This is a genomic window from Enterobacter cloacae complex sp. SHL022 (assembly GCF_049237785.1).
Taxonomy (GTDB): domain Bacteria; phylum Pseudomonadota; class Gammaproteobacteria; order Enterobacterales; family Enterobacteriaceae; genus Enterobacter; species Enterobacter hormaechei_C.
Genome location: NZ_JBMKJH010000002.1, coordinates 283417 through 304269, shown reverse-complemented (window position 1 = coordinate 304269; position 20853 = coordinate 283417). Strand labels below are relative to the sequence as shown.

Genomic DNA, 20853 nt, shown 5'->3' with positions numbered 1-20853 from the left:
CGCTTTGCTTACGCTGCAATTTGCCTCGCTTTATTGCAACAGGCACAAAGCTCTCTTTTCGTAGTAAAAAGCCTTCTTTTGCTAAACAAGGAATCACCCATGGCATAACACGCTAAGTTGCACATTTCCTGTACCCTGGATACCCTGAGATTAATCCTAATAACTCAAGGGTGAGTATGGCTACCGGGAAGAGAAAGAACCAAAAGGAATCACCTGAAGAAGAGTTAGATCGCTTGCTGGATGAGCTTGAACTCACAGAGGAGCAACGGGAGTTTATCGAATCCATGCGGGAGGATAAGGGCGATCCCAGTAGTGAGTAACGCTTGCCTTCAGCCGAACGAATACGAATGGCCGCATAACGGCATTGTAAAGATTTTTTCTCCTCACGAGGGCTTTCCGTCAGCGTCGATGGCTCAGCGTACCGTGCCAGAAATTGTCCTGAAATGATGCGGTATTCAGACCGGATCGAACTACTATTCATTATGATTTATCAATGCATTATACCCTGACCATGTGCATGTAAAATCGCGGAGCCGGGAGAGTTGACGGCAATGTAAAAGAAATCATGAGGAAAGAAATATGGCTGCTACAAACGGTATGATTGATACTGATGACGCTGTAATTTTACTCATCGACCATCAGAGTGGCTTATTCAACACGGTACGTGATGTGCCTGTACCAGACCTTCGTAATTATGTGACAGCGATAGCCAAAGTTGCCACGCTTTTAAATATCCCGGTGATCACCACGGCCTCTGTTCCTGACGGTCCCAATGGCCCGCTCATCCCGGAAATTCACAAATATGCACCCCATGCCGTGTATGTTCCACGCACCGGGCAGATTAATACCTGGGATAATCCGGCGTTTGTGAAGGAAGTGGAAAAGACGGGCAGAAAGACCCTGATTATTGCCGGCACGCTCACCAGCGTCTGCATGGCGTTCCCTGCGGTTAGCGCTGTCCACGAGGGGTATAAGGTTTACTGTGTTGTGGATGCCTCGGGGAACTGGTCCAAAATCGCGACCGATACCACCATCGCGCGCGTGGCTCAGGCGGGGGCGATCCCTACCGATACGTTTGCCATTGTCGCTGAATTAATGAGAACCTGGAACCGCGAGGAAGGTTCTCGCTTTGCTGAGATCCTGGCAGAGCATGTCTGTCCGGAATATAAGTGCCTGATTGAAAGTTTCGGCAAAGCTCAGGAAATTGCCAGAACGGGCCCGGAAACCAATCTGGAGCATTATAAGTAAGTCCTAATAAACATGTATAAAAGTTGCTGGATTTTATCGTCCTGTACCTGAGCGTATTACAGGTGCAGGACGTAGCGGCGTCGTATTCCGGACGTCGCTGAATTGTCAGAGATATTAAGAGGGGCTGAACCGCGCATAATTTAAAATTAAACCCTCTTTCTTTTTACGTAATCAATCGCCCCTGTTATATCTGTCGGCAAATTTTTTATTTCCCGGACCACAGATGAAAACACGACTCCTCCTGTGCGCTGGCGTATTAGCTGTCTCCAGTGCCCATGCCAGCGCCCTCTATTTTTATGAAGCCGGCACCGAAGATACCGCGCTTGCCGGAGCAGGGCAGGCGGCTCGTGCGAAGGACGCCTCGACAATCATGACCAACCCGGCTGGCATGACGCGCTTACCGGATCATATGGTCACCGGTGGGTTACAGGTTATGGATGGCTCCATCGACAACCAGCTGGATAACGATGCCCATCAAAGCCCCGGCGATGTGATGAAAACCATCCCGAATGCCAGCGCCTTTTATAGCCAGAAGATAAACGATGATCTTTATGCCGGGATCGGGCTTTACGGTAATTACGGCCTGGGGATCGACTACGGCAGCTGGGCGGGCGACAGGTTGATTAAAAAGAGTACCATGGTAGCCATGACGCTCAGCCCCTCGCTGGCCTATAAGCTTAACGACCGTCTTTCGATTGGCGCGTCCGCCAACGTTAACTACGGTTACTTCTCGCTGACTCGCAGCGTTAACGATGATGACTACCAGCGACGCGATGAAGACCTGGCCATGAGCTATCGGCTTGGGCTGCTGATGCAGCTAACTGACCAGACCCGAGCCGGTATTACCTGGAACAGCGAAACGGACTTCAGCTTCAATATTGACGGCAACGCGCGTCTACAGAACGGCACCTACGACCTGCCGTTGTCGGCACAGATCAGCGCGCCGCAGCAAATCATGCTCAGTCTGGTGCATGATATTAACCCGCGGTGGTCGGTTATGGGCGATCTCGGCTGGCAGGACTGGAGCCAGTTCGGCGCGCCGCAAATCGTCGTCGGGGACCAGCAGCTGAACAACGTCAGCCGCCTGAAGGACACGTGGCACGGTGCGGTGGGCGTGCAGTATCGTCCAACGCCTCAGTGGCGACTGAATGCCGGTGTGGCGTTCGACAGCTCGCCGTATGAAAGCCAGAGCGATGTGGCCTTAACCTTACCTACCGGCGATGAGTGGCGATTTGGCACGGGGGCCCAGTATCAGATCACCCCGGCCAGCAATATTGGTATTGCCGTGTCGTATCTTCATATGCAGTCGTCGCATGTGAAATCGCCGGTGGCGTTTGCCGGAAGTTACGACCATCCTTATCTTTGGTTTGCCAGCGTCAACTACAGCTATCAGTTTTGATCGGCTAACCGCTTAAAATATATGGTCTATAATGGCAGATATTGAATGTCAGAAGGTTGTACCATGCATATTTTACCGCCTGTTCGACCCGAAAAATCCATCGAACGACTGACCGCTATCCTTGAGCCGATAGCGGAGAAAGTGCACGTTGTTCCGCGTAAGCGACTCACCTGGTTACGGAAGGGGAAACAGCAGATGTACCTCTTTCTGGAAGGGGAGTTATCCCTGCTGCGGGCTTCGGATGGACTGGTGGTAGTGACCGTTTACGAGCCGCATTTGTTTGGTATTGCAGAGATGATCCAGCCTACGCAGGGGCATCTTCTCCGTGCGGAAAGGGAGTCGACTATTTTACGTCTCGATGCGGACAAGGCGGCTGAGTTGTTTCGCGCCGAGGGCGTCTGGGAGGATGTCGCCGCGCTGCTTTCATACCATACGGCCTATTTAATATTTCGTGATGCACAGGTACTCCAGCAGCGTACCTATTCCGTTATTCGTAACCACCTTCAGGAAATGATTTTGCTCCCGGAAGAGACGCGTCTGCGTACCACGATTCTGGAATATATTCAGGATCGTACACTGCTCTCTCGCAGCAGTATACTCAATGTATTATCCGCCCTTAAGCAGGGAGAATATATCTCCTTTAAGCGCGGCGGATACCTGCTTGAAGTCAGACATTTACCCGAATCATTCTAGCGGAAGTTTAAAATTAAACAGAAATGGAATTAACGCTGCCGTTAATTTTCTATATCGTTTGCTTTCTCAGATTTAACTTTATCAAGTAAACGGTATTTTTATGAAAAAGACAGTTATCGCATTAATTGTGGCTAATGTATTTACCGCCACTTCCGCCTTCGCCGCCGCGGATGCGGGCACCTGGTATAGCGGGGCGAAATTCGGCTGGTCTCACTATTTTGATACCAATATGGGTTCAAAAGCGTTTGAGAACACGCATTCCGATCACTTCGATTTTGACCATGATAATGTCGGCGGGGGTGTTTATACGGGTTATCAGATTACCCCATGGCTTGCGGTAGAAGGTGGTTATGATTATTTAGGCAACATGCAGATTAAAGGCCAGCATGGCGCAGGGGCGCAAATGAAGACGCAGGGCCTGCAACTGTCTCTGAAGGCCAGTTATGCCCTGACCAATGACTGGGATATTTACGGCCGTGCCGGCGCAATGGGCTATCGCGCTGAATCCGATGTAAGTGGTCACAATCGTTTTGAAACAGGTGTGCGCCCGCTTGCTGCCGTGGGTACTGAATACGCCTTCAATAAAAACTGGGCGGGCCGCCTGGAGTATCAGTGGGTAAGCAACGTGGGCAATGTTAACCAGATCGGCGTGAGCAGCGACCTGAGTTCCGTCACCGCAGGGCTTAGCTATCGCTTTGGTCAGTACGACTGATGCCCGTGATATGCCCATTAATAAAAACCCGGCTGCTTAAGTTGCCGGGTTTTTTGTTTTCAGCTGGTGAATAACGGTTCAAGAACGATATGAATATTTTGCAGGCCCGTGACATTATTATCTTTCAGGTATTGCTGGTTAACCATATCTAGCTGTTCCAGCTTGGTCAGCGAGGCATAGACGCGTTGAACGGCACTGTCCGCAACAAAAATTTCTTTTGCGGTGGTGTCCTGTAGATACTGTGATTTTACGCTGCGCGTTAGGGTCTCGATCTGCTGTTTATTTTCCTGATAAAGAGACGCGATATGCGATATCTGTACCTGCGGTGGTTTTTCCCCCGGCAACACCAGTGGAATTTGCAGATGATTAATTTTTTCAACATTGTCTGGTTGGGGAGAACTACAGGCTGTTAATGTGCTGAGGGTTAATACAGCGAAAAAGAACGGCAGGCTCTTCATCGAATCACTCCGGGGAAATAACTGGACTCAGCATTATCCCTGAAGGCCGCAGCGACGAAAGAATTAACTTATTTATTTATAAACGTTAATTTCATAGGTTAAAGATAAGCCTGGTGATAGCCTCCTTTCCCCCCATGTACCGCCAGCGTAAATATAACTCCTCGAGGAAGTATGAAATTTAAAACTCTCGTTAGTGCGATGGCCGTTGCTGGTCTGCTATTAGTCTCGTTGACCTCATTGCCTGTCCTGGCACAAAAGGAAGGGAAGGGAGCCACTGCCCATACGAAAGAGATGAATGATGCACTTTATGGTCAACTGCCCTTCTTTGATAAGACCGATTTCCGAAATGCGCACAAAGGCTTTATTGCCCCGCTGCCAGCCGCGGTGATTAAAGACGAAAAAGGCGCCGTTATCTGGAACCCCCAGAAATACGCTTTTATCAAAGAAGGGCAAAAAGCGCCGGATACCGTCAACCCGAGCCTGTGGCGTCAGGCGCAGCTGAATAATATTGGCGGTCTGTTTGAGGTCACGGAAGGCGTCTACCAGATCCGCAACCTCGATCTGTCGAATATGACGATTATAGAGGGCAAAGAGGGGATCACGGTTATCGATCCGCTGGTGTCTGCGGAAACGGCCAAAGCGGGCATGGATCTTTACGTTCAACATCGTGGCAAACGCCCGGTTGTTGCCGTTATTTATACCCATAGTCATGTCGATCATTATGGCGGCGTGCGTGGCGTGGTCGATGAAGCGGGAGTGATGACCGGCAAAGTGAAAGTCTATGCTCCAGCAGGTTTTATGGAAGAGGCGGTATCGGAAAATATCATGGCCGGAAATGCCATGAGCCGCCGTGCCAGTTATATCTACGGAAACCTGTTAAAGGCCAATGTAAAAGGTCAGATAGGGGCGGGTCTGGGGACGACCACCTCAGCGGGGACGGTCACGCTTATCGCGCCCACTCACGCCATTACCAAAGACGGGCAGAAAGAGATCATCGACGGTCTCACCTATGATTTTATGCTGGCGCCGGGGTCGGAAGCGCCGTCTGAAATGCTCTGGTATGTGGAAGAGAAAAAACTGATTGAAGCAGCAGAGAACGTCACTCACACCCTGCACAATACTTATTCGCTGCGCGGGTCGAAGATACACGATCCGCTGGCATGGTCAAAATACATCAATAACGCTCTCGATCGTTGGGGGGATAAAGCGGAAATTATTATCGCGCAGCACCACTGGCCCACATGGGGTAATAAGAAAGTGGTGAAGCTGATGAAAAGCCAGCGTGATATCTACCGCTATATCAACGACCAGACGCTCAGACTGGCGAATAAGGGGCTGACGAGGGATGAAATAGCCGCAAATTTCGCCCTGCCTTACGGACTGGCTAAATCCTGGGCAGGCCGTGGCTATTACGGCTCGGTAAGCAACAACGTCAAAGCCACCTATGTCTACTATCTTGGCTGGTTCGACGGCAATCCGGCGACGCTCGATGAACTGCCTCCGGTCGAGGCGGCGAAAAAGTATGTCGATTACATGGGCGGAGCCCGCGCGATCCTTGAAAAAGCTCGTGTCGATTATGCCCGGGGGAATTATCGCTGGGTGGCTCAGGTGGTCAGTAAAGTCGTTTATGCCGATCCGAATAATAAGGCAACGCGCGAACTGGAAGCGGACGCGTTTGAACAGCTGGGATACCATGCGGAGTCAGGGCCGTGGCGTAACGCCTACCTCACCGGTGCGCAAGAGTTGCGTAACGGCGTGAAGATAAAGCCGACGCCCAAAACCGCCAGCCCGGATGCGGTCCGTGCCATGTCAACTGAGATGATTTTTGACTACCTCGGCGTTCACCTTAACGGCGTCAGAGCGGCGAATGCCAGAGGCATTTTTAACGTTGATTTAGGCCGCGAGGGCGGCAGGTATAAGCTGGAGCTGGAAAATGGCGTGCTGAACCATAGCGCCAACGCTCAGGCAGAAGATCCGGATGCAACCATTACGCTCAGCCGCGAAACGCTGAACAAAATCATCCTTAAGGAAACCACGCTGAAAAAGGCGCAACAGGCAGGAGAGGTGACGATCGTCGGCAATGCCGCGAAGGTGAACGAAATGCTGCGCTGCATGGAGAGCTTCAGCTTCTGGTTTCCTGTCGTCACCCCTTAAAAGTAAAAAAGGCTGCTTTCGCAGCCTTTTTCGTCAAATGACGCCGTCGCCGCCGTCTGAACACCAGACCTGCCCGGAGGTGTATGAACACTCATCCGAGGCCAGAGTGACATACAGCGGTGCGATCTCCACGGGCTGTCCCGGGCGTCCCAGAGGGGTACTCTCGCCAAAATGTTTCACTTTTTCCTGTGGCTGCCCACCGCTGGGCTGAAGCACGGTCCAGTAAGGTCCGGGCGCTACCGCGTTCACGCGGATCCCTTTCGGACCCAGCTGTTTCGCCAGCGCTTTGGTAAACACCGCGAGACAGGCTTTGGTCTGCGCATAGTCAAGCAGTACGGCGCTCGGTTTAACCGCCTGAACGGAGGAGGTGTTAATAATGGATGCAGGGGCTTTCATGTGGCGCAACGCCGCCTTTGTGATCCAGAAAGGCGCATAGACGTTGGTCTTAAAGGTCGCGTCAAAATCTTCCGTAGTCAGTTCTTCCAGCGACTCACGATACTGCTGGCGGCCTGCGTTATTCACCAGGATATCCAGCCCGCCCAGTTTTGAGACGGCCTGCTCCACCAGGTTCTGACAAAAAGTTTCGTCGCGAACATCGCCCGGAAGCGCGACGGCGTTCCGTCCTTCCGCTTTAATCAGGGCGATGACTTCCGCTGCGTCTTCTTCCTCTTCCGGCAAATAGTTAATGGCGACATCTGCCCCTTCGCGGGCATAGGCAATGGCTACCGCGCGTCCGATGCCGGAATCGCCCCCGGTAATTAGCGCCTTCTTACCGGCAAGACGTCCATGCCCTTTGTAGCTCTTCTCGCCGTGGTCGGGTACGGGTTCCATTTCTGAGGACAGGCCCGGCGGCGTCTGGGGTTGCTTCGGGAAAGGTGGCGTTGGGTAAGCGTTCGTACGTTGTTCATTATCACTCATAGCTAACTCCTTGTTAGGGGTGAGATTTGATGGATAGTTACAGCGTTAACGCTTCGCTGAATTATTTTTGCAAGTGGCTGACCCGGACTACGGGTGGGGATGATTTTTTATCGAGCGAGCCGCTAATACTGATCATGTTGTCAGGTTCCACGGTTCTGTCGTCAAATACGGCTTTCGGGATAATAACGTCGATTTTCCCGGTTTTATCCTGGAATACGTATTTATCGCCATTGCCATCAATAAGATTGCCGCGCAGTGAAATAGAGGCGCCATCATGCATCTCTTTCGCCTGAGTAATGGTCATAATGCGCGCATCATCGGTACCACGATAACCGCTGTCCAACGCATGCGGCGGTGGCGGCGCGTCACCCTTTTGTAACCCGCCGTTATTATCTGCCCAGGCAGTAGGGATAATTAATATTAACAAAGCTGAAATCACTGATAATTTCATCTGATATCCTTCATTTTGGATGTCTTGACTTATTAAGTATTGTTGCTATTTCTTTATGTGGCAAATGTGATAAGTCTTAAAAGCATTTTCACAGAGAAATCAAAAATTTCGGCAATTAAGCGAAACGGTGACGACTGCCATGGAACCAAAAAATGAAAAAGTGCCTGGGATAAAAGAGAGTTATCGTTTACTGACGTTTGAGTACGCATTTCGTCAGGTGGGTTTTATTGTGCTGTTAGCTATTATCGTGGCGGCAATTGCCGGGCTGTTTTCAAGCGGTGTGGTCAGTGACGTGGAGAAAACAAACGATGCAAAATCCCTGACCCTGAGCTATGAGCGCTTCGGTCGCCGCCAGACCGAATCGCGGATGGCGCTGACGTTTCCGGTGACGTCTGAGGGGAAATATACCTTCAGCCTGACCAGCGAAAGCAGCGACGCGTATGAGCCCGGCAGCGTCTGGCCACAACCGGACAGCATGTACAGCCGGGGGAATACCCTGTTTCTCGTCTACGATCGTTTACAACAGACCGATAAATTTACCGTTCTATTATTCATCACGCCGTCAAAAGCAGGGAAGTGGACAAACATCATCCGCGTAAACAACGAGCCAGATATCCGTTTCTGGCAGTTTATTTACCCCTAGGAGTCGAATATGGACATGGTTTTTCGTGCCCTGGCAATTTACCTGTTTCTGGTCATTGTGTTTAAAGTTGCCGGGCGGCGCGCCCTGTTACAAATGACCAGTTTTGACCTTATTTTGCTCTTAATTATCAGTGAGGCGACACAGCAGGCGCTGCTTGGCGAAGATTTTTCCATCACCGGTGCGATGATTACAATAACAACGCTGGTGGTGGTGGATATTATATTTGGCCTCCTGAAAAAATATTTTTCCACTGTTGAGAATATTCTTGATGGCACGCCGGTGATATTGGTGGAGAACGGTGTCCCCCTTGCCGATAAACTGAAAAAGGTCGATGTATCCTGTGATGATATATTGGTATCAGCCCGCCAGAATCACGGTATTACAGAATTGAAGAAGATAAAATACGCTATTCTTGAGCGTAATGGTCATATTTCTATTATTCCTGACGAAAATTAAGGGCAACGCGATGAGCAATCTTATTCACGACAGTAACAGCACCATCAGCGAGCTGACGAAAAAGCTCGCCACTCAGCTTACGGACAGAGGTTTGCGGTTAACTACCGCAGAGTCCTGTACCGGCGGCAATCTCGCGGTTGCGCTTTGTGCCGAAGAGAACACGGCGGAATTTTATGACGTTGGCATGGTGGTGTTCAGCGATGCGGCGAAGGAGAGGATCCTCGGCGTGCGGCACGAAACCATTGAGCGCTTCACCGCCGTCAGTGAACAAACGGTGACCGAGATGGCCGCTAAAATTCGCGAAATTGCCGAGGCGGATATTGGCCTTGCCATCAGCGGCTATGCGGGACCGGAAGGCGGAGACGATGGCACCGCAGCCGGTACGGTCTGCTTCGGCTGGAATATTCGCGGACAGACGGAAACCCGCACCGTGCTGTTTTCCGGTGAATGTCAGGATGTGGTGGATAAAGCGGTGCGTTATTCCCTGTCTGAACTGATCGAAATACTCTCCGGTTGGGATAACGTCTGAAACAAGGGGAAAGGCTATGGCTGTCATCGTTATTACCGGCGGTACGGCGGGCGTGGGGAAGGCCACGGCGCTGCACTTTGCCAAAGCGGGCTACGATGTGGGCATCATTGCCCGCGATGAGCAGAGCCTGCGCTCCACAGAAGAGGAGTTGCGCCGTTTCGGGATCAACGCCTGTGCCGTTCAGGCCGACGTGGCGGACAGCAAGGCGGTGACCGATGCTGCTAACGAGATTGAATACCGGCTTGGGGCCATCGATGTGTGGGTGAATAACGCCATGGGCGGGATGCTGGCGCCGTTTCGCACCATGTCGCCTGAGGAGTTTCGCCGCGTCACCGAGGTGACCTATCTGGGCTATGTTAACGGTACCCGCGCCGCGCTGGAGTTAATGACTCCTCGTGACCGGGGGACGATTATTCAGGTTGGCTCCGCGCTGGCCTACCGCTCCATTCCCTTGCAGTCAGCCTACTGTGGGGCGAAGGCCGCGATCCGCGGGTTTACCGACGCCGTGCGCACCGAGCTGATGCATGAAAACAGCCGGGTGCAGATCGCAATGGTACAGATGCCGGGCCTCAATACGCCGCAGTTCGAGTGGGCGAGGAATAAATTTGCCTGGGCGATGCGACCGGTTCCCCCCGTGTTTCAGCCGGAAGTGGCTGCCAGCGCGATTTTCAAGGTAGCGCAAAAACCGGTGCGGGAGCTGTGGGTGGGCAGCAGCACCCTCCAGTCGATTGTCGGGCAATTTCTTTTTCCCGGCTTTCTGGATCGGCTGATGGTTAAAAAGGCCTGGGAAGGGCAGATGACCGATACGCTAAATGCGGATGACCGTCAGGACTATCTGGATCAGCCGGTTAACGATCTGCATAAAATCCACGGGCACTTCACCGACGAAGCAAAAGAGCGCGCCACCACCGTTACCTCCGGCATGCCGGGGAAAGTGCTGCTCGGCTCCCTCGCCGTCACGGGCGCGATCGTGGCGCGTCTTCTGCTCTCGCGGAGACGATAATCAGCGCAGTGCGGTACGATCGGTCCAGAACCAGCGGTAGCCATAGCCGCTGAGGTTAAGCGCGACGGTTTTGCCGCACACCAGCGCGTCGTTGTAGCGTTTGTCCGCCAGGCAGGCGGTCCAGGTCGCATGCCGGATCCCTCTGGCGGTAAAATTAACGGGCTTATCGCTAAAGTTAACGAAGGTCAGAATGCTGCGCGTGTCGGTTTCGTAATAGATCCCCAGCACCGCATCGCTGTCGATATTAATAAGACGAAACGGCGCGACGCCGATCTCAGGGAACTCCGAGCGCGTATTGGCGATATCGATAATGCAGTGCAGGAGTGAGTTGCGGTGCAACAGCGAATCCGCCACGTTGATTTTTTGATAGCGGTACGGGCCGCGGTCAATCATCGGGGCGATAAAAGTTTCCGGGTCGGCGTCTGAGAAACCGCCGCCTTGCGATCCGGCCCACTGCATCGGGGTGCGTACGGCGTAACGCTCCTCCAGTTCCAAATCATCTCCCATGCCAATCTCATCCCCGTAGCGCATGACCGGTACGCCCGGCAGCGAAAACAAGACCGCATGGCAAAAGGCCAGCCGCTTACGATCGCCATTAAGCATCGGCGCCAGACGGCGACGGATACCTCGCTGATACACACTCATTTCTTTGTCAGGGGCAAAGGCATCAATGACGGTCTGCTTCGCTTTTTTTCCTATCCCTTCCAGATCCAGCTCATCATGATTGCGCAGCCAGTTGGCGAAGCAGCAGGAGTCAGGCGGCACAATCATCTTCTTTACCGCGTTGCGCAGCGGTCGTGCGCTTTTCTCCGCAAGGCTGACGTAGAAGTACTTATTGAGCCAGAAATTCAGCACCAGGTTGAGCCGGTCGTTCTGACCAAAATAATCTTTGTAGGCCTCGACCTCCACGTCGACTTCGCCGAGCAGGATCGCATCCGGGTTACGCTGCTCGATAAGACGGCGCAGATGCTCCAGGATCCACAGGCCGCGTTTTTCATCCCCACGTCCGGCCTGTTTTGTCAGGTGCGACGCCGCATCCAGGCGAAAGCCCGACACCCCGAGCTTTAGCCAGAAGATGATGATGTTCTCAACCTCCTTCAGCACCGCAGGGGAGGCCAGATTGAGATCCGGCTCGTGGTGATAAAACATATGCCGATAGTATTGCCCCGCCTCGTCGTCCCATGTCCAGATACTCTTCTCCACGCCGGGGAACATCGGCGGCGTATCGTCGTCGTCCGTGTCGGACCACAGGTAATAGTCACGATAGGGTGACTGAGGGTTGCGGCGGGCCTGTTGAAACCAGGGATGCGCATCCGAGGTATGCTGGATCAGCAGCTCAATAATGACCTGCATCCCCAGCTCCCGCGCCTGTTCAATAAAGGCGATGATATCGTTGAGCTTGCCGAAGCGGGGATCGACCTGCAAATGGTCGCTCACGTCATAGCCTTCATCGAGAAAAGGCGTGAGGTAAAACGGAGTGATCCAGATAACCGTCGCGCCCATCCGGCGGATGTAGCGTAGCTTCGCGGCGATCCCGGCGATGTCGCCACAGCCATCGCCGTTCAGATCGTAAAACAGGGCAGTATCTATCTGGTAAATAATGGCGCGTGTATGCCAGCCTGCCATAGTAATCCTTAGTGATAACCTTCGGTATCAGACACTTTGCCCCGGAAGACGTAATAGCTCCAGGCGGTATAAACCAGGATCACCGGGATGATTAACAGCGTGCCGATCAGCATAAACAGCTGGCTGGCAGGCGGCGCGGCGGCTTCCCACAGGGTGATGTGCGGCGGAATTATGTGTGGCCACAGGCTGATGCCCAGGCCGCTAAAGCCGAGGAAGATCAGGCCCAGCGTTAACAGGAACGGACGGGCATGGCTGTCGGGATTACGCGTCAGCCGCCAGATCCACAGGCTGAATACCGCCACAAGAACCGGAACCGGCAGGAACCAGAAGAAGTTAGGCAGAGTAAACCAGCGCTCGGCGACAAACTGCCAGCCGAGCGGGGTCCAGATACTTACCACCGCAATGACGGCAATCAGCGCCAGCAGAACGTGGCGGGTCAGCTCGCGCATCCGGTTTTGCAGCGCGCCTTCGCTTTTCATGATCAGCCACGTGGTGGCCAGCAGGGTATAGGCGACAATTAAGCCCAGCCCGCAGAACAGGTTAAACGGGGTGAACCAGTCCAGCGAGGAGCCCACAAAGCGACGCCCTTCCACGTCAAAGCCGTTGATCATCGCGCCAACCACGATCCCCTGGCTGAAGGTTGCGAGCAGGGAACCGCCAGCAAAAGAATAGTCCCAGAATTTGCGGTGGGAAGGGGTCGCCTTAAAGCGAAACTCAAATGCCACGCCGCGGAAAATAAGCCCGATCAGCATGGCCGTCAGCGGGATGGTCAGGGCATCGATTATTACCGCGTAGGCCAGCGGAAACGCGCCGAACAACCCTGCGCCGCCGAGAACCAGCCAGGTTTCATTTCCATCCCAGACCGGGGCGACGCTGTTCACCATCACGTCGCGCTCTTTGGCATCACCCACAAAGCTGAACAGCATGCCGATACCGAGATCGAAACCGTCCATGATGATGTACATCAGCGTGGCGAAGACAATAATGGCAAACCAGATGACCGGGATATCGACGCCCATCAGATCTTCTCCTCTTCCGGAACAGACTCGGCGGCGGACAGCGGACGGGCAGGGGTGCCCGATGTATTAGACGTTAGCGTGCCCACAGGCTGCGGACCTTTCTTAATCAACCGGGCGAGATACACATATCCCACGCCAAATACCGAACAGTAGACCACGATAAAGGCCAGCAGGCTGATGCTCATCTGCAACGTGCTGTGCAGAGACACCGCATCTATCGTGCGCAGATAGCCGTAAACGACCCACGGCTGGCGGCCCACTTCGGTGGTGACCCACCCGGCGAGCAGCGCGAGTAATCCGGCAGGCCCCATACAGAGGGCAAACCAGTGGAATGGCCGTGAGTGATAGAGTCGACGGCGATAGCGCAGCCAGACGCTCAGTACGCCAAGGGTAATCATCAGCAGCCCCATGCCGACCATAATGCGGAAGGACCAGAAGACGATGAGCGAGTTAGGGCGATCCTCTTTCGGGAAATCCTTCAGCGCCGGGACCTGTTTATCCAGGCTGTGCGTCAGGATCAGGCTGCCGAGCGCGGGAATTTCAAGCCCGTATTTGGTGCGTTCCTCTTCCATATCCGGTACGCCAAACAACAGCAGCGGGGTGGCCTCGCCGGGCGGGTTTTCCCAGTGGCCTTCAATCGCGGCGATTTTGGCAGGCTGGTGCTCAAGCGTATTCAGCCCGTGCATATCCCCAACCACGGCCTGAATGGGCGCGACCAGCAGCGCCATCCACATGGCCATGGAGAACATCTTGCGGATCGCGGGCGTATCGTTACCGCGCAGCAGATGCCATGCCCCGGACGCGCCCACAAACAAGGCGCTGCACAGGAAGGCGGCGATGGACATATGGATCAGTCGGTAAGGGAATGAGGGGTTAAAGATAATGGCCAGCCAGTCTTCGGGAATGACCTGACCGTTCTGAATACTGAAGCCCTGCGGGGTATGCATCCAGCTGTTAGAGGCGAGGATCCAGAAGGTGGACATCAGCGTGCCCAGCGCCACCATGCAGGTGGCAAAGAAGTGCAGGCCGGGGCCAACCTTGTTCCAGCCGAACAGCATCACGCCTAAGAAACCGGCTTCCAGGAAGAAGGCGGTTAAGACTTCATAGGTGAGCAAAGGGCCGGTTATGCTGCCCGCGAACTGGGAAAAGCCGCTCCAGTTAGTCCCAAACTGGTAAGCCATCACCAGCCCGGAAACCACGCCCATACCAAAGTTGACGGCGAAAATTTTTAGCCAGAAATGGTATAGCGAGCGCCAGACATCATTTTTTGTGCGAAGCCACATGCCTTCGAGAACCACCAGATAGCTCGCAAGCCCGATGGTGATCGCCGGGAAGAGAATATGAAAAGAGACGGTAAAGGCGAACTGTATCCTGGCCAGATGAAACGCATCAAGCTCGAACATGCTCCGTACCTCTGGAACTGATAGCGCACAAGGCATTGCCAGACAGCCTCAGGCTGCCTGGCAAAACCGGTTACGGTTTTTTCTTACCTGCGCCAAGCTCGGCACCGGTAAGCGGATCGGCGTTAGGGTCGGATTTCGTACGTGCGCACATCGCTTTGACCAGCGTTTCCTGCTCTGTCGTGAGCGTTACGCTTGCGCCGCCGTCACCGCCATCGACCGCTGGCTGAGGAGATTCCACGTAGTCGAAGTGCTTATCGCTGTTCCAGCTGCCGCGAACTTCTCCCCCCTCAGACATATTGTAGTACTTGTTGGTGTACTCTTCGATTGGTGGCAATTTACCCGGTGGGAAATTGTTACGGATCGACTGGAGCGCCTTCTCAAACGAGAGCTGGTGTGCTGCCTCACGCGTCATTAAAAACGCCAGCGCATCTTTAACACCCGGATCGTCCGTTACGTTAATAAGCCGTTCGTAGATAATTTTGGCGCGCGCCTCGGCCGCTATGTTAGAGCGCAGATCGGCGGTAGGTTCGCCAATGGTATCCACATATGCCGCCGTCCACGGTACGCCCCCGGAGTTGGTCAGTGGCGTACCGCCGCCGTAGAGCAGGGAGGTGATATGACTGTCGTTGCCGTTCTCGGTCATGGAGCGGTACAATTCCGCTTCATTTTCAACGCCTTCCGCCAATTCACCTTTCGCACCCTTATTCAGCATACCCACCAGGGTGCCGATAATTTCCAGGTGACTTAACTCCTCGGTCGCGATATCCATCAGCATATCTTTACGACCGGGATCGTCGTCGCTCAATCCTTGCGTAAAGTAACGACATGCCGCGGCAAGTTCGCCCTGTGGCCCGCCAAACTGCTCAAGCAGAAGATTGGCCAGGCCCGGATTCGGTTCGGCTACGCGTACCGTGTATTGCAGCTGTTTTACGTGTCGAAACATAGTTTCTCCCTCTTTCGTTATTTTTTCGCTTCAACACCGTCCGCATCGGAGCGCAGCAGGAACTGTTCCGTCGTCTGTGGAATATGCTGGAGCAGCCAGTCAGCCATCTGGCGCTCTTCTTCCAGAATGGACTCAATGGCAGGAATGGAGGCGGTATCGCCCGCTTGTTTGGCCGCAGCCAGCAGAGAGGTGTAGCAGGCAATTTCAAACTGCTCAAAAACGTAGCCGCTGATGGAGCCTTTAACAATTTCGTCGGAAGGGAACATGCCGCCAATGGACTGGCCGAGCGCCGCCATTTTGCTCATGGAATCTTTTATGACCGAACGGGAAATATCATTGCGGTCGAGAATTTCTTCCAGCACGGTAATTTGGTGTTTAGTCTCATTAACGTGTTGTTCAATTCGTGCACGTAAGTCGGGATAATTATCAATACGGCTGGCCATAGATTCCAGCATGGATTCGGCTTGCTTTTCCATCGCATGGGCATCGCGTAGCCAATCATGGTAGTGTTCTACATGATTCATAATTAACTCCTGTGATTTATTATCTGGTTAATTTTTGTTGCTGATGCTCATCAAATTAATATTTATCCTTTCTGGGCTTTTTGATTAATATTGCCGACAGCCAGATCGGTTAATTTGAGATCGGTTTCTTTTTCTTCTTCCAGCGTTTCGGCAAGAAGTTTAACGGCTTTTTTATAGCCTAATTGTTCAGCCAGGGTGGCCAGGGTGCCGTAGCTGGCAATCTCGTAATGCTCGACTTTTTGTGCTGCGGCAATTAATGCAGCGTCACGCACTTCATTTTTCTCAGTGCTCTCAATAACTTCGTTGGCTTCTTCAATTAAGCCTTCCATCGCAACGCATTTCATGCGCTTCAGTTTGAGGCCGGATTCCTGCTCAATAATCTGATCGATACGCTCGATCTGTCCCTGAGTCTCTTCGAGGTGGGCCGTGAACGCGGCACTCAACTTCTCGCTGGATGCGGCGCGAGCTAACTTGCTTAGAGCGCGGGTCAGCTGCTTCTCAGCGCTGTAGGTGTCGGATAACAGGTGAATAAATACATCTTCAACAGTTTTCATATTCATATTTTCGCTCCAGTGAAATAAAGGGAAGGTACTGCGAGCCGACGGGCCCGCAGCATGCTCTCGGTATATTTATAAGAGCTTTAAATAAGATCAGGAGTTATCAGATTTACGGCCTCCGCCGTGACTGTTCTGGCCCCCTTTCTTACCCGCTTCAGATGCGCGTTGCGGATCGTTTTTGAAATTACCGCCGCTGTGCTGGCCGCCTTTACGTCCAGCTTCTGATGCCTTTTCACGGTCTTCAGCGAAATTACCGGAACCACCACGATGTTGCTCTGCCATATATCAACCCTCATGTTGCGTTTATGTCAGGAGATACGATAAGTAATTCGTATCAGTTGTCGTTCAGGAATTAACATTAGTCGTTATGTGAGAAGAGTCAAATTTCATGTCTGGGTTGTTTTGCGGTAATTTTGCAGGTGTTCAGGAAATACCGCTTCGTTACGAACTTTAAAAACGGACGGTAAATCCACTGGTTAGGGCGAAATAAATCTGGATGTTGGGAGTTCGCTTAGCTAATAATCCTAATGTGAACGTGGCGTGAATTATTACAAGAGTTGACATAGCGCAAAAATATATCGTCGCAACGGGTGCTTCTGTATTCGGAATAATCTTAAGTGTCTGGCGAAATAACGTGTTGAAAAGAGGGTGGCCAAACCTCGTTTTTGACGTGGTCAGGCGGATCGGCTGAGGGTATGCTTCTTTTGTCACCACAATAATTACAGAGGCAATATCATGGATCAGGAGCTACTGGATGCGGGGTACCGGGCCTACACCGGTGAGAAAATTGATGTTTACTTCAACACCGGGATCTGCAAACACTCGGGCAACTGCGTGCGCGGCAGCGCGGCGCTGTTCGACCTGAAGCGTAAACCATGGATCGCGCCGGATGAAGTAGATGCAGAAACGGTTGTGCGCGTAATTGATACCTGCCCGAGCGGTGCGCTGAAGTACCGCCAAAAATAAGTGAGGAACCATGGAAATTCTTGAAGGCCATAACAAGTTTTACGTCAACGACGCCGAAGGCAATCAGGTAGCGGAGATTGTCTTTGTCCCGACCGGCGAGCATCTGAGCATCATTGAGCACACCGATGTGGATCCAAGCCTGAAAGGGCAGGGTGTGGGTAAGCAGCTGGTGGCGAAGGTGGTAGAGAAGATGCGCGGGGAGAACCGTAAAATTATCCCGCTGTGTCCGTTTGCGAAGCATGAGTTTGATAATACACGGGAGTATGACGATATTCGGGCGTAAAACAGATGCCCGGCATTGCGCCGGGCAGCATACTCAACCGACAAACATCACCGACACACACAGCACACCTACAATCAGCGTCAGCAGGTTACCGATGGAGCGGTACGGTTTTAACGACGGGATCAGGTACGTCGACAGCGTCGGCATGATGAACAGGATCATGGCGATAAGCGGACCGCTGATGGCGTAAATCATCGAGATCGCATTCGGGTTGATGCAGCAGACCGCAAAGGTAATCAGCGACACGCCGAGAATCGAAACCGCGCGGTTAAAGGCGCGACTTTTTTTCACACCCACCTGATTCAGAGACGATTTCACAATTTCCGTTGCCCCTTCAATCACGCCAAAATAGGTGCCGAGGAACGATTTCGACATCGCTATAATTGCCACGATAATGCCGGAAATGCCCAGCCATGCCGGGGACGAAGGCATCATCGACAGCGCGGACAGGATCGTCACCCCTTCCTCTTTTGCCGCCACGATATACGACGGTGGAATCGAAAGCAGGCAGCTGAACACAAAGAACAGCACGCTGAGGCAGATGATCAGATACGCCACTTTCATGATTTTTTTGCATTTACCCATCGCCTCTTCACCGTATTTCTCGCGACGGTCCACGGCGAAAGTCGAGATGATCGGAGTATGGCTAAAAGCGAAAACCATCACCGGGATCGAAATCCACACCTGGTGCAACGTATGCTGGTCGAAGGCCATCTGGCTCGTCAGAAGCGACGGCTGCCAGCTGCCCGTCAGATACAGCGAGACAAACAGGAAATAGGCGATCAGCGGAAAAACAAGGAAACCCATCACCTTAATGGTGATGTGCCGCCCCATCAGGAAGATCAGATTCAGAATCAGCACCACGCCAAAACTCACCAGCATCCGCATGCCGGTATCCACCGTCATCCGTTTCGCCAGCTGTTCAGTGAGTGAGTTAGTTATCGCCACCGCGTAAATCAGAACCACCACAAAGAAAGCCACAAAATAGAGCGTGGTAATGAGGTTGCCGATCTTTTTGCCGTAGTAATGGGAAACGGCACCAGTGATCCCTTCGTTGCCTTTCGTCTTCGACGACAGAATAAATTGCGCCAGCGCTTTATGCGGCCAGTAGGTTAAGGGATACGCCACAAGGGCGGTGATCAGCAGGACAATCGCGCCAGCAGAGCCGAGCTGAATGGGCAAGAACAGGGTTCCTGCGCCCACGGCAGTGCCGTAGAGGGCGAAACTCCAGAGAGTCTCTTCTTTTGACCAAATTTTCGACATTAGAGCAACGTATCAACTATAAAACGAACAAAAAGGAGTGCAATTTACCATAATTATGCGTTGAGGTCGCCGTTGCTTCGCAGGGGTGGGCCGGAGCAGGTCTCCGGCCGGAAGGTTATTCGCTTGCCAGGGCGCGGCGTTGCTGGCGGCGCTTGATGATTTTCTCCCGCAGGGTGTCGTACGCCCAATTGTAGAGCATGGTGTACGGCAGGAAGAACAGGAAGAAACCAATTTCCAGCGTAAAGGCCTGGAGCAGCGTCACGCCCAGCACGGCGGCAACGATGGTTACGCCAATCACAATAAAACCGCATTCAAAACCCAGCGCATGCAGGGCGCGCACTTTCGCCGTGCGCTTCACCCGCTGGACGGGCCAGAAACGGTCGAAGCCAAAGTTATAGATAATGTTCCAGAGCATTGCCGTGGTCGCCAGAATTATGGTGAGACCCCCCATTTCAACCACCGAGCGCTGCATTAGCCACGCGGCCGTCGGGGCGAGGATCGCCGTAGCAATGCCTTCAAAACAGACGGCATGGAAGATCCGCTCCGGCAATTTACGTTGGAGTGCATCCTGATGTTGCATATTTACCTCATATTGACGCCAGTATGGGCGTTGATGCGGTCTATTCTTATCGTTTAAGGTGATATATAAAAGATGGTATCCATCGATAAAGTAGATACATCATGCGTTATTCTCCCGAAGCACTGACCGCGTTTGTTGAAACTGTCGCCGCAGGTTCGTTTTCTGCTGCGGCACGGCGGCTGCGTAAAAGCCAGTCCACCATCAGCACCTCCATCGCCAACCTTGAAGCTGACCTTGGCTTTGAGCTGTTCGATCGCTCGGCGCGTCACCCGGCGTTGACCGCCCAGGGTGAACAGGTGCTGGGCTATGTCCAGTCGATACTCGCCGCCAGCGCGCGCCTGGATGAGCTGGCCGTATCTTTAACCGCGCAAACGGAGGCGCGTTTTACCTTTGTTCTCTCCGATACGCTTAACCCGGCCGTGCTGGAACAGATGATGAGCCAGTTCGACCAGCGTTTTCCGCACACGGAATTTGAGTGCCTGATTGGTGAAGAGGAGGACGTGATCGATCTGCTGCAAAAGGAGCGGGCGCAAATTGGCCTGACGGAAGCGCGCGACAGCTACCCGACCGATATTGGCGCGACCCGTCTGCCTATGCAGACAAGGATGGCTATTTACGTTTCTGCCGGACATCCTCTGGCAGGGCAACATGAGACGCAGGCGGACGAGCTGCATGGCTGGCGCGAGCTGCGGCTGAGTACCTATCTTGAACGGGAAGCGCCCCTTGCGCGCGGGCCGGTCTGGTCTGCGCCGAATTACCTGTTACTGCTGAGTATGGCGGTACAGGGCTTTGGCTGGTGCGCGTTACCCTGCGCGCTGGTCGACGAATTTGCCGCGTCGAAATCGCTGGTGCAGCTGAACGTGCCGGGCTGGCCGAGGTCGATTGCCATCGATCTGGTATGGAACAAACGAACCCCGCCCGGCGTCGCCGGAAGCTGGCTGCGCCAGTACTTGCAGGACGCACGATAATCCTGTGACTAAACTCACTAATTTTAAACATTTGCGTCAATTGTTGATAACAATCCT

The 20853-nt window shown here is 53.1% G+C and carries 25 protein-coding genes; 13 read left to right on the top strand and 12 right to left on the bottom strand.

All coding sequences use genetic code 11. The features are described from left to right. The first annotated feature begins 176 nt into the window (after nucleotides 1-176). The 5 genes from ACOTZD_RS05635 (at nucleotide 177) to ACOTZD_RS05615 (ending at nucleotide 4052) form a co-directional block, all read left to right on the top strand. Nucleotides 177-320, top strand: a complete 144-nt coding sequence (locus ACOTZD_RS05635) for a hypothetical protein (RefSeq protein WP_015571788.1) — start codon at nucleotides 177-179, stop codon at nucleotides 318-320. A gap of 259 nt (nucleotides 321-579) precedes the next feature. Next, nucleotides 580-1248, top strand: a complete 669-nt coding sequence (locus tag ACOTZD_RS05630; protein WP_032610080.1) for an isochorismatase family protein — start codon at nucleotides 580-582, stop codon at nucleotides 1246-1248. A gap of 223 nt (nucleotides 1249-1471) precedes the next feature. Next, nucleotides 1472-2647 (top strand): OmpP1/FadL family transporter, encoded by a 1176-nt coding sequence (locus ACOTZD_RS05625; RefSeq protein ID WP_032610079.1) that lies wholly within the window; start codon nucleotides 1472-1474, stop codon nucleotides 2645-2647. A gap of 63 nt (nucleotides 2648-2710) precedes the next feature. Continuing rightward, the gene (locus ACOTZD_RS05620) at nucleotides 2711-3340 is read left to right on the top strand and encodes a winged helix-turn-helix transcriptional regulator (RefSeq protein WP_003862875.1); all 630 of its coding nucleotides are present in this window, start codon (nucleotides 2711-2713) and stop codon (nucleotides 3338-3340) included. Nucleotides 3341-3440: 100 nt separating this feature from the next. Then, nucleotides 3441-4052: an outer membrane beta-barrel protein gene (locus tag ACOTZD_RS05615; RefSeq protein ID WP_003862873.1), complete on the top strand. Its 612-nt coding sequence runs from the start codon at nucleotides 3441-3443 to the stop codon at nucleotides 4050-4052. A 59-nt stretch (nucleotides 4053-4111) separates the two neighbouring features. Here the strand turns inward: ACOTZD_RS05615 and ACOTZD_RS05610 are convergent, their stop codons facing one another. Further along, entirely contained in the window at nucleotides 4112-4510 is a 399-nt protein-coding gene (locus ACOTZD_RS05610; RefSeq protein ID WP_023314790.1) for a hypothetical protein, read from the bottom strand. A gap of 171 nt (nucleotides 4511-4681) precedes the next feature. Between ACOTZD_RS05610 and ACOTZD_RS05605 the strand changes: the two genes are divergently transcribed. After that, nucleotides 4682-6664 (top strand): alkyl/aryl-sulfatase, encoded by a 1983-nt coding sequence (locus ACOTZD_RS05605; protein WP_174401931.1) that lies wholly within the window; start codon nucleotides 4682-4684, stop codon nucleotides 6662-6664. Nucleotides 6665-6697: 33 nt separating this feature from the next. Here the strand turns inward: ACOTZD_RS05605 and ACOTZD_RS05600 are convergent, their stop codons facing one another. Beyond that, a complete protein-coding gene (locus ACOTZD_RS05600) occupies nucleotides 6698-7582 on the bottom strand; it encodes an SDR family oxidoreductase (protein WP_003862870.1) in 885 nt (294 codons plus the stop codon). 61 nt (nucleotides 7583-7643) lie between these two features. Beyond that, nucleotides 7644-8033, bottom strand: a complete 390-nt coding sequence (locus ACOTZD_RS05595; protein ID WP_003862868.1) for a YdeI family stress tolerance OB fold protein — start codon at nucleotides 8031-8033, stop codon at nucleotides 7644-7646. Between the two features lie 139 nt (nucleotides 8034-8172). Between ACOTZD_RS05595 and ACOTZD_RS05590 the strand changes: the two genes are divergently transcribed. From ACOTZD_RS05590 to ACOTZD_RS05575, 4 genes are read left to right on the top strand one after another with little or no spacing between them, the layout of a single operon-like run. Then, a complete protein-coding gene (locus ACOTZD_RS05590; RefSeq protein WP_032660240.1) occupies nucleotides 8173-8676 on the top strand; it encodes a hypothetical protein in 504 nt (167 codons plus the stop codon). A gap of 9 nt (nucleotides 8677-8685) precedes the next feature. After that, on the top strand, nucleotides 8686-9132 hold the full coding sequence (locus tag ACOTZD_RS05585; protein WP_003862865.1) for a DUF421 domain-containing protein: 447 nt from the start codon (nucleotides 8686-8688) through the stop codon (nucleotides 9130-9132). 10 nt (nucleotides 9133-9142) lie between these two features. After that, nucleotides 9143-9661 (top strand): 2-oxo-tetronate isomerase, encoded by a 519-nt coding sequence (locus ACOTZD_RS05580; RefSeq protein WP_003862863.1) that lies wholly within the window; start codon nucleotides 9143-9145, stop codon nucleotides 9659-9661. A gap of 16 nt (nucleotides 9662-9677) precedes the next feature. Next, nucleotides 9678-10664 (top strand): SDR family oxidoreductase, encoded by a 987-nt coding sequence (locus ACOTZD_RS05575; protein ID WP_045346658.1) that lies wholly within the window; start codon nucleotides 9678-9680, stop codon nucleotides 10662-10664. Here the strand turns inward: ACOTZD_RS05575 and ACOTZD_RS05570 are convergent, their stop codons facing one another. The 7 genes from ACOTZD_RS05570 to ACOTZD_RS05540 all read right to left on the bottom strand — a co-directional run bounded on the left by ACOTZD_RS05570 (nucleotide 10665) and on the right by ACOTZD_RS05540 (nucleotide 17018). Next, a complete protein-coding gene (locus tag ACOTZD_RS05570; protein ID WP_032610073.1) occupies nucleotides 10665-12290 on the bottom strand; it encodes an alpha-amylase family protein in 1626 nt (541 codons plus the stop codon). An 8-nt stretch (nucleotides 12291-12298) separates the two neighbouring features. After that, nucleotides 12299-13309: a cytochrome d ubiquinol oxidase subunit II gene (gene cydB / locus ACOTZD_RS05565; protein ID WP_015571779.1), complete on the bottom strand. Its 1011-nt coding sequence runs from the start codon at nucleotides 13307-13309 to the stop codon at nucleotides 12299-12301. Next, a complete protein-coding gene (locus tag ACOTZD_RS05560) occupies nucleotides 13309-14712 on the bottom strand; it encodes a cytochrome ubiquinol oxidase subunit I (protein WP_003862857.1) in 1404 nt (467 codons plus the stop codon). Before ACOTZD_RS05560 ends, cydB begins: the two co-directional genes overlap by 1 nt. A 70-nt stretch (nucleotides 14713-14782) precedes the next feature. Then, a complete protein-coding gene (locus ACOTZD_RS05555; RefSeq protein ID WP_032610071.1) occupies nucleotides 14783-15655 on the bottom strand; it encodes a manganese catalase family protein in 873 nt (290 codons plus the stop codon). 17 nt (nucleotides 15656-15672) lie between these two features. Then, the gene (locus tag ACOTZD_RS05550; RefSeq protein WP_003862853.1) at nucleotides 15673-16179 is read right to left on the bottom strand and encodes a ferritin-like domain-containing protein; all 507 of its coding nucleotides are present in this window, start codon (nucleotides 16177-16179) and stop codon (nucleotides 15673-15675) included. A gap of 62 nt (nucleotides 16180-16241) precedes the next feature. Then, on the bottom strand, nucleotides 16242-16739 hold the full coding sequence (locus ACOTZD_RS05545) for a ferritin-like domain-containing protein (protein WP_003862851.1): 498 nt from the start codon (nucleotides 16737-16739) through the stop codon (nucleotides 16242-16244). Between the two features lie 90 nt (nucleotides 16740-16829). Then, complete coding sequence (locus tag ACOTZD_RS05540) at nucleotides 16830-17018, bottom strand: general stress protein (RefSeq protein WP_022651794.1); 189 nt, start codon at nucleotides 17016-17018, stop codon at nucleotides 16830-16832. A gap of 453 nt (nucleotides 17019-17471) precedes the next feature. Here ACOTZD_RS05540 and yjdI point away from each other — a divergent pair, with 453 nt between their 5' ends. Together yjdI and ACOTZD_RS05530 are read left to right on the top strand one after the other, a co-directional pair. Next, nucleotides 17472-17702 (top strand): 4Fe-4S mono-cluster protein YjdI, encoded by a 231-nt coding sequence (gene yjdI / locus ACOTZD_RS05535; protein WP_003862849.1) that lies wholly within the window; start codon nucleotides 17472-17474, stop codon nucleotides 17700-17702. A gap of 10 nt (nucleotides 17703-17712) precedes the next feature. Beyond that, complete coding sequence (locus tag ACOTZD_RS05530) at nucleotides 17713-17985, top strand: GNAT family N-acetyltransferase (RefSeq protein ID WP_003862848.1); 273 nt, start codon at nucleotides 17713-17715, stop codon at nucleotides 17983-17985. A 33-nt stretch (nucleotides 17986-18018) separates the two neighbouring features. Here the strand turns inward: ACOTZD_RS05530 and ACOTZD_RS05525 are convergent, their stop codons facing one another. Together ACOTZD_RS05525 and ACOTZD_RS05520 are read right to left on the bottom strand one after the other, a co-directional pair. Beyond that, entirely contained in the window at nucleotides 18019-19248 is a 1230-nt protein-coding gene (locus ACOTZD_RS05525; RefSeq protein ID WP_003862847.1) for an amino acid permease, read from the bottom strand. Nucleotides 19249-19363: 115 nt separating this feature from the next. Then, on the bottom strand, nucleotides 19364-19828 hold the full coding sequence (locus ACOTZD_RS05520; RefSeq protein ID WP_022651793.1) for a multidrug/biocide efflux PACE transporter: 465 nt from the start codon (nucleotides 19826-19828) through the stop codon (nucleotides 19364-19366). 101 nt (nucleotides 19829-19929) lie between these two features. On the opposite strand from ACOTZD_RS05520, the gene ACOTZD_RS05515 reads away from it, so the two are divergent. Then, the gene (locus ACOTZD_RS05515) at nucleotides 19930-20796 is read left to right on the top strand and encodes a LysR family transcriptional regulator (RefSeq protein WP_032660228.1); all 867 of its coding nucleotides are present in this window, start codon (nucleotides 19930-19932) and stop codon (nucleotides 20794-20796) included. Nucleotides 20797-20853 lie beyond the last annotated feature (57 nt).

Bases quoted from the DNA above. Each gene is read 5' to 3' on its own strand.
- ACOTZD_RS05635 (WP_015571788.1), top strand. From the start codon at position 177: ATGGCTACCGGGAAGAGAAAGAACCAAAAGGAATCACCTGAAGAAGAG.
- ACOTZD_RS05630 (WP_032610080.1), top strand. From the start codon at position 580: ATGGCTGCTACAAACGGTATGATTGATACTGATGACGCTGTAATTTTA.
- ACOTZD_RS05625 (WP_032610079.1), top strand. From the start codon at position 1,472: ATGAAAACACGACTCCTCCTGTGCGCTGGCGTATTAGCTGTCTCCAGT.
- ACOTZD_RS05620 (WP_003862875.1), top strand. From the start codon at position 2,711: ATGCATATTTTACCGCCTGTTCGACCCGAAAAATCCATCGAACGACTG.
- ACOTZD_RS05615 (WP_003862873.1), top strand. From the start codon at position 3,441: ATGAAAAAGACAGTTATCGCATTAATTGTGGCTAATGTATTTACCGCC.
- ACOTZD_RS05610 (WP_023314790.1), bottom strand. From the start codon at position 4,510: ATGAAGAGCCTGCCGTTCTTTTTCGCTGTATTAACCCTCAGCACATTA.
- ACOTZD_RS05605 (WP_174401931.1), top strand. From the start codon at position 4,682: ATGAAATTTAAAACTCTCGTTAGTGCGATGGCCGTTGCTGGTCTGCTA.
- ACOTZD_RS05600 (WP_003862870.1), bottom strand. From the start codon at position 7,582: ATGAGTGATAATGAACAACGTACGAACGCTTACCCAACGCCACCTTTC.
- ACOTZD_RS05595 (WP_003862868.1), bottom strand. From the start codon at position 8,033: ATGAAATTATCAGTGATTTCAGCTTTGTTAATATTAATTATCCCTACT.
- ACOTZD_RS05590 (WP_032660240.1), top strand. From the start codon at position 8,173: ATGGAACCAAAAAATGAAAAAGTGCCTGGGATAAAAGAGAGTTATCGT.
- ACOTZD_RS05585 (WP_003862865.1), top strand. From the start codon at position 8,686: ATGGACATGGTTTTTCGTGCCCTGGCAATTTACCTGTTTCTGGTCATT.
- ACOTZD_RS05580 (WP_003862863.1), top strand. From the start codon at position 9,143: ATGAGCAATCTTATTCACGACAGTAACAGCACCATCAGCGAGCTGACG.
- ACOTZD_RS05575 (WP_045346658.1), top strand. From the start codon at position 9,678: ATGGCTGTCATCGTTATTACCGGCGGTACGGCGGGCGTGGGGAAGGCC.
- ACOTZD_RS05570 (WP_032610073.1), bottom strand. From the start codon at position 12,290: ATGGCAGGCTGGCATACACGCGCCATTATTTACCAGATAGATACTGCC.
- cydB (WP_015571779.1), bottom strand. From the start codon at position 13,309: ATGGGCGTCGATATCCCGGTCATCTGGTTTGCCATTATTGTCTTCGCC.
- ACOTZD_RS05560 (WP_003862857.1), bottom strand. From the start codon at position 14,712: ATGTTCGAGCTTGATGCGTTTCATCTGGCCAGGATACAGTTCGCCTTT.
- ACOTZD_RS05555 (WP_032610071.1), bottom strand. From the start codon at position 15,655: ATGTTTCGACACGTAAAACAGCTGCAATACACGGTACGCGTAGCCGAA.
- ACOTZD_RS05550 (WP_003862853.1), bottom strand. From the start codon at position 16,179: ATGAATCATGTAGAACACTACCATGATTGGCTACGCGATGCCCATGCG.
- ACOTZD_RS05545 (WP_003862851.1), bottom strand. From the start codon at position 16,739: ATGAATATGAAAACTGTTGAAGATGTATTTATTCACCTGTTATCCGAC.
- ACOTZD_RS05540 (WP_022651794.1), bottom strand. From the start codon at position 17,018: ATGGCAGAGCAACATCGTGGTGGTTCCGGTAATTTCGCTGAAGACCGT.
- yjdI (WP_003862849.1), top strand. From the start codon at position 17,472: ATGGATCAGGAGCTACTGGATGCGGGGTACCGGGCCTACACCGGTGAG.
- ACOTZD_RS05530 (WP_003862848.1), top strand. From the start codon at position 17,713: ATGGAAATTCTTGAAGGCCATAACAAGTTTTACGTCAACGACGCCGAA.
- ACOTZD_RS05525 (WP_003862847.1), bottom strand. From the start codon at position 19,248: ATGTCGAAAATTTGGTCAAAAGAAGAGACTCTCTGGAGTTTCGCCCTC.
- ACOTZD_RS05520 (WP_022651793.1), bottom strand. From the start codon at position 19,828: ATGCAACATCAGGATGCACTCCAACGTAAATTGCCGGAGCGGATCTTC.
- ACOTZD_RS05515 (WP_032660228.1), top strand. From the start codon at position 19,930: ATGCGTTATTCTCCCGAAGCACTGACCGCGTTTGTTGAAACTGTCGCC.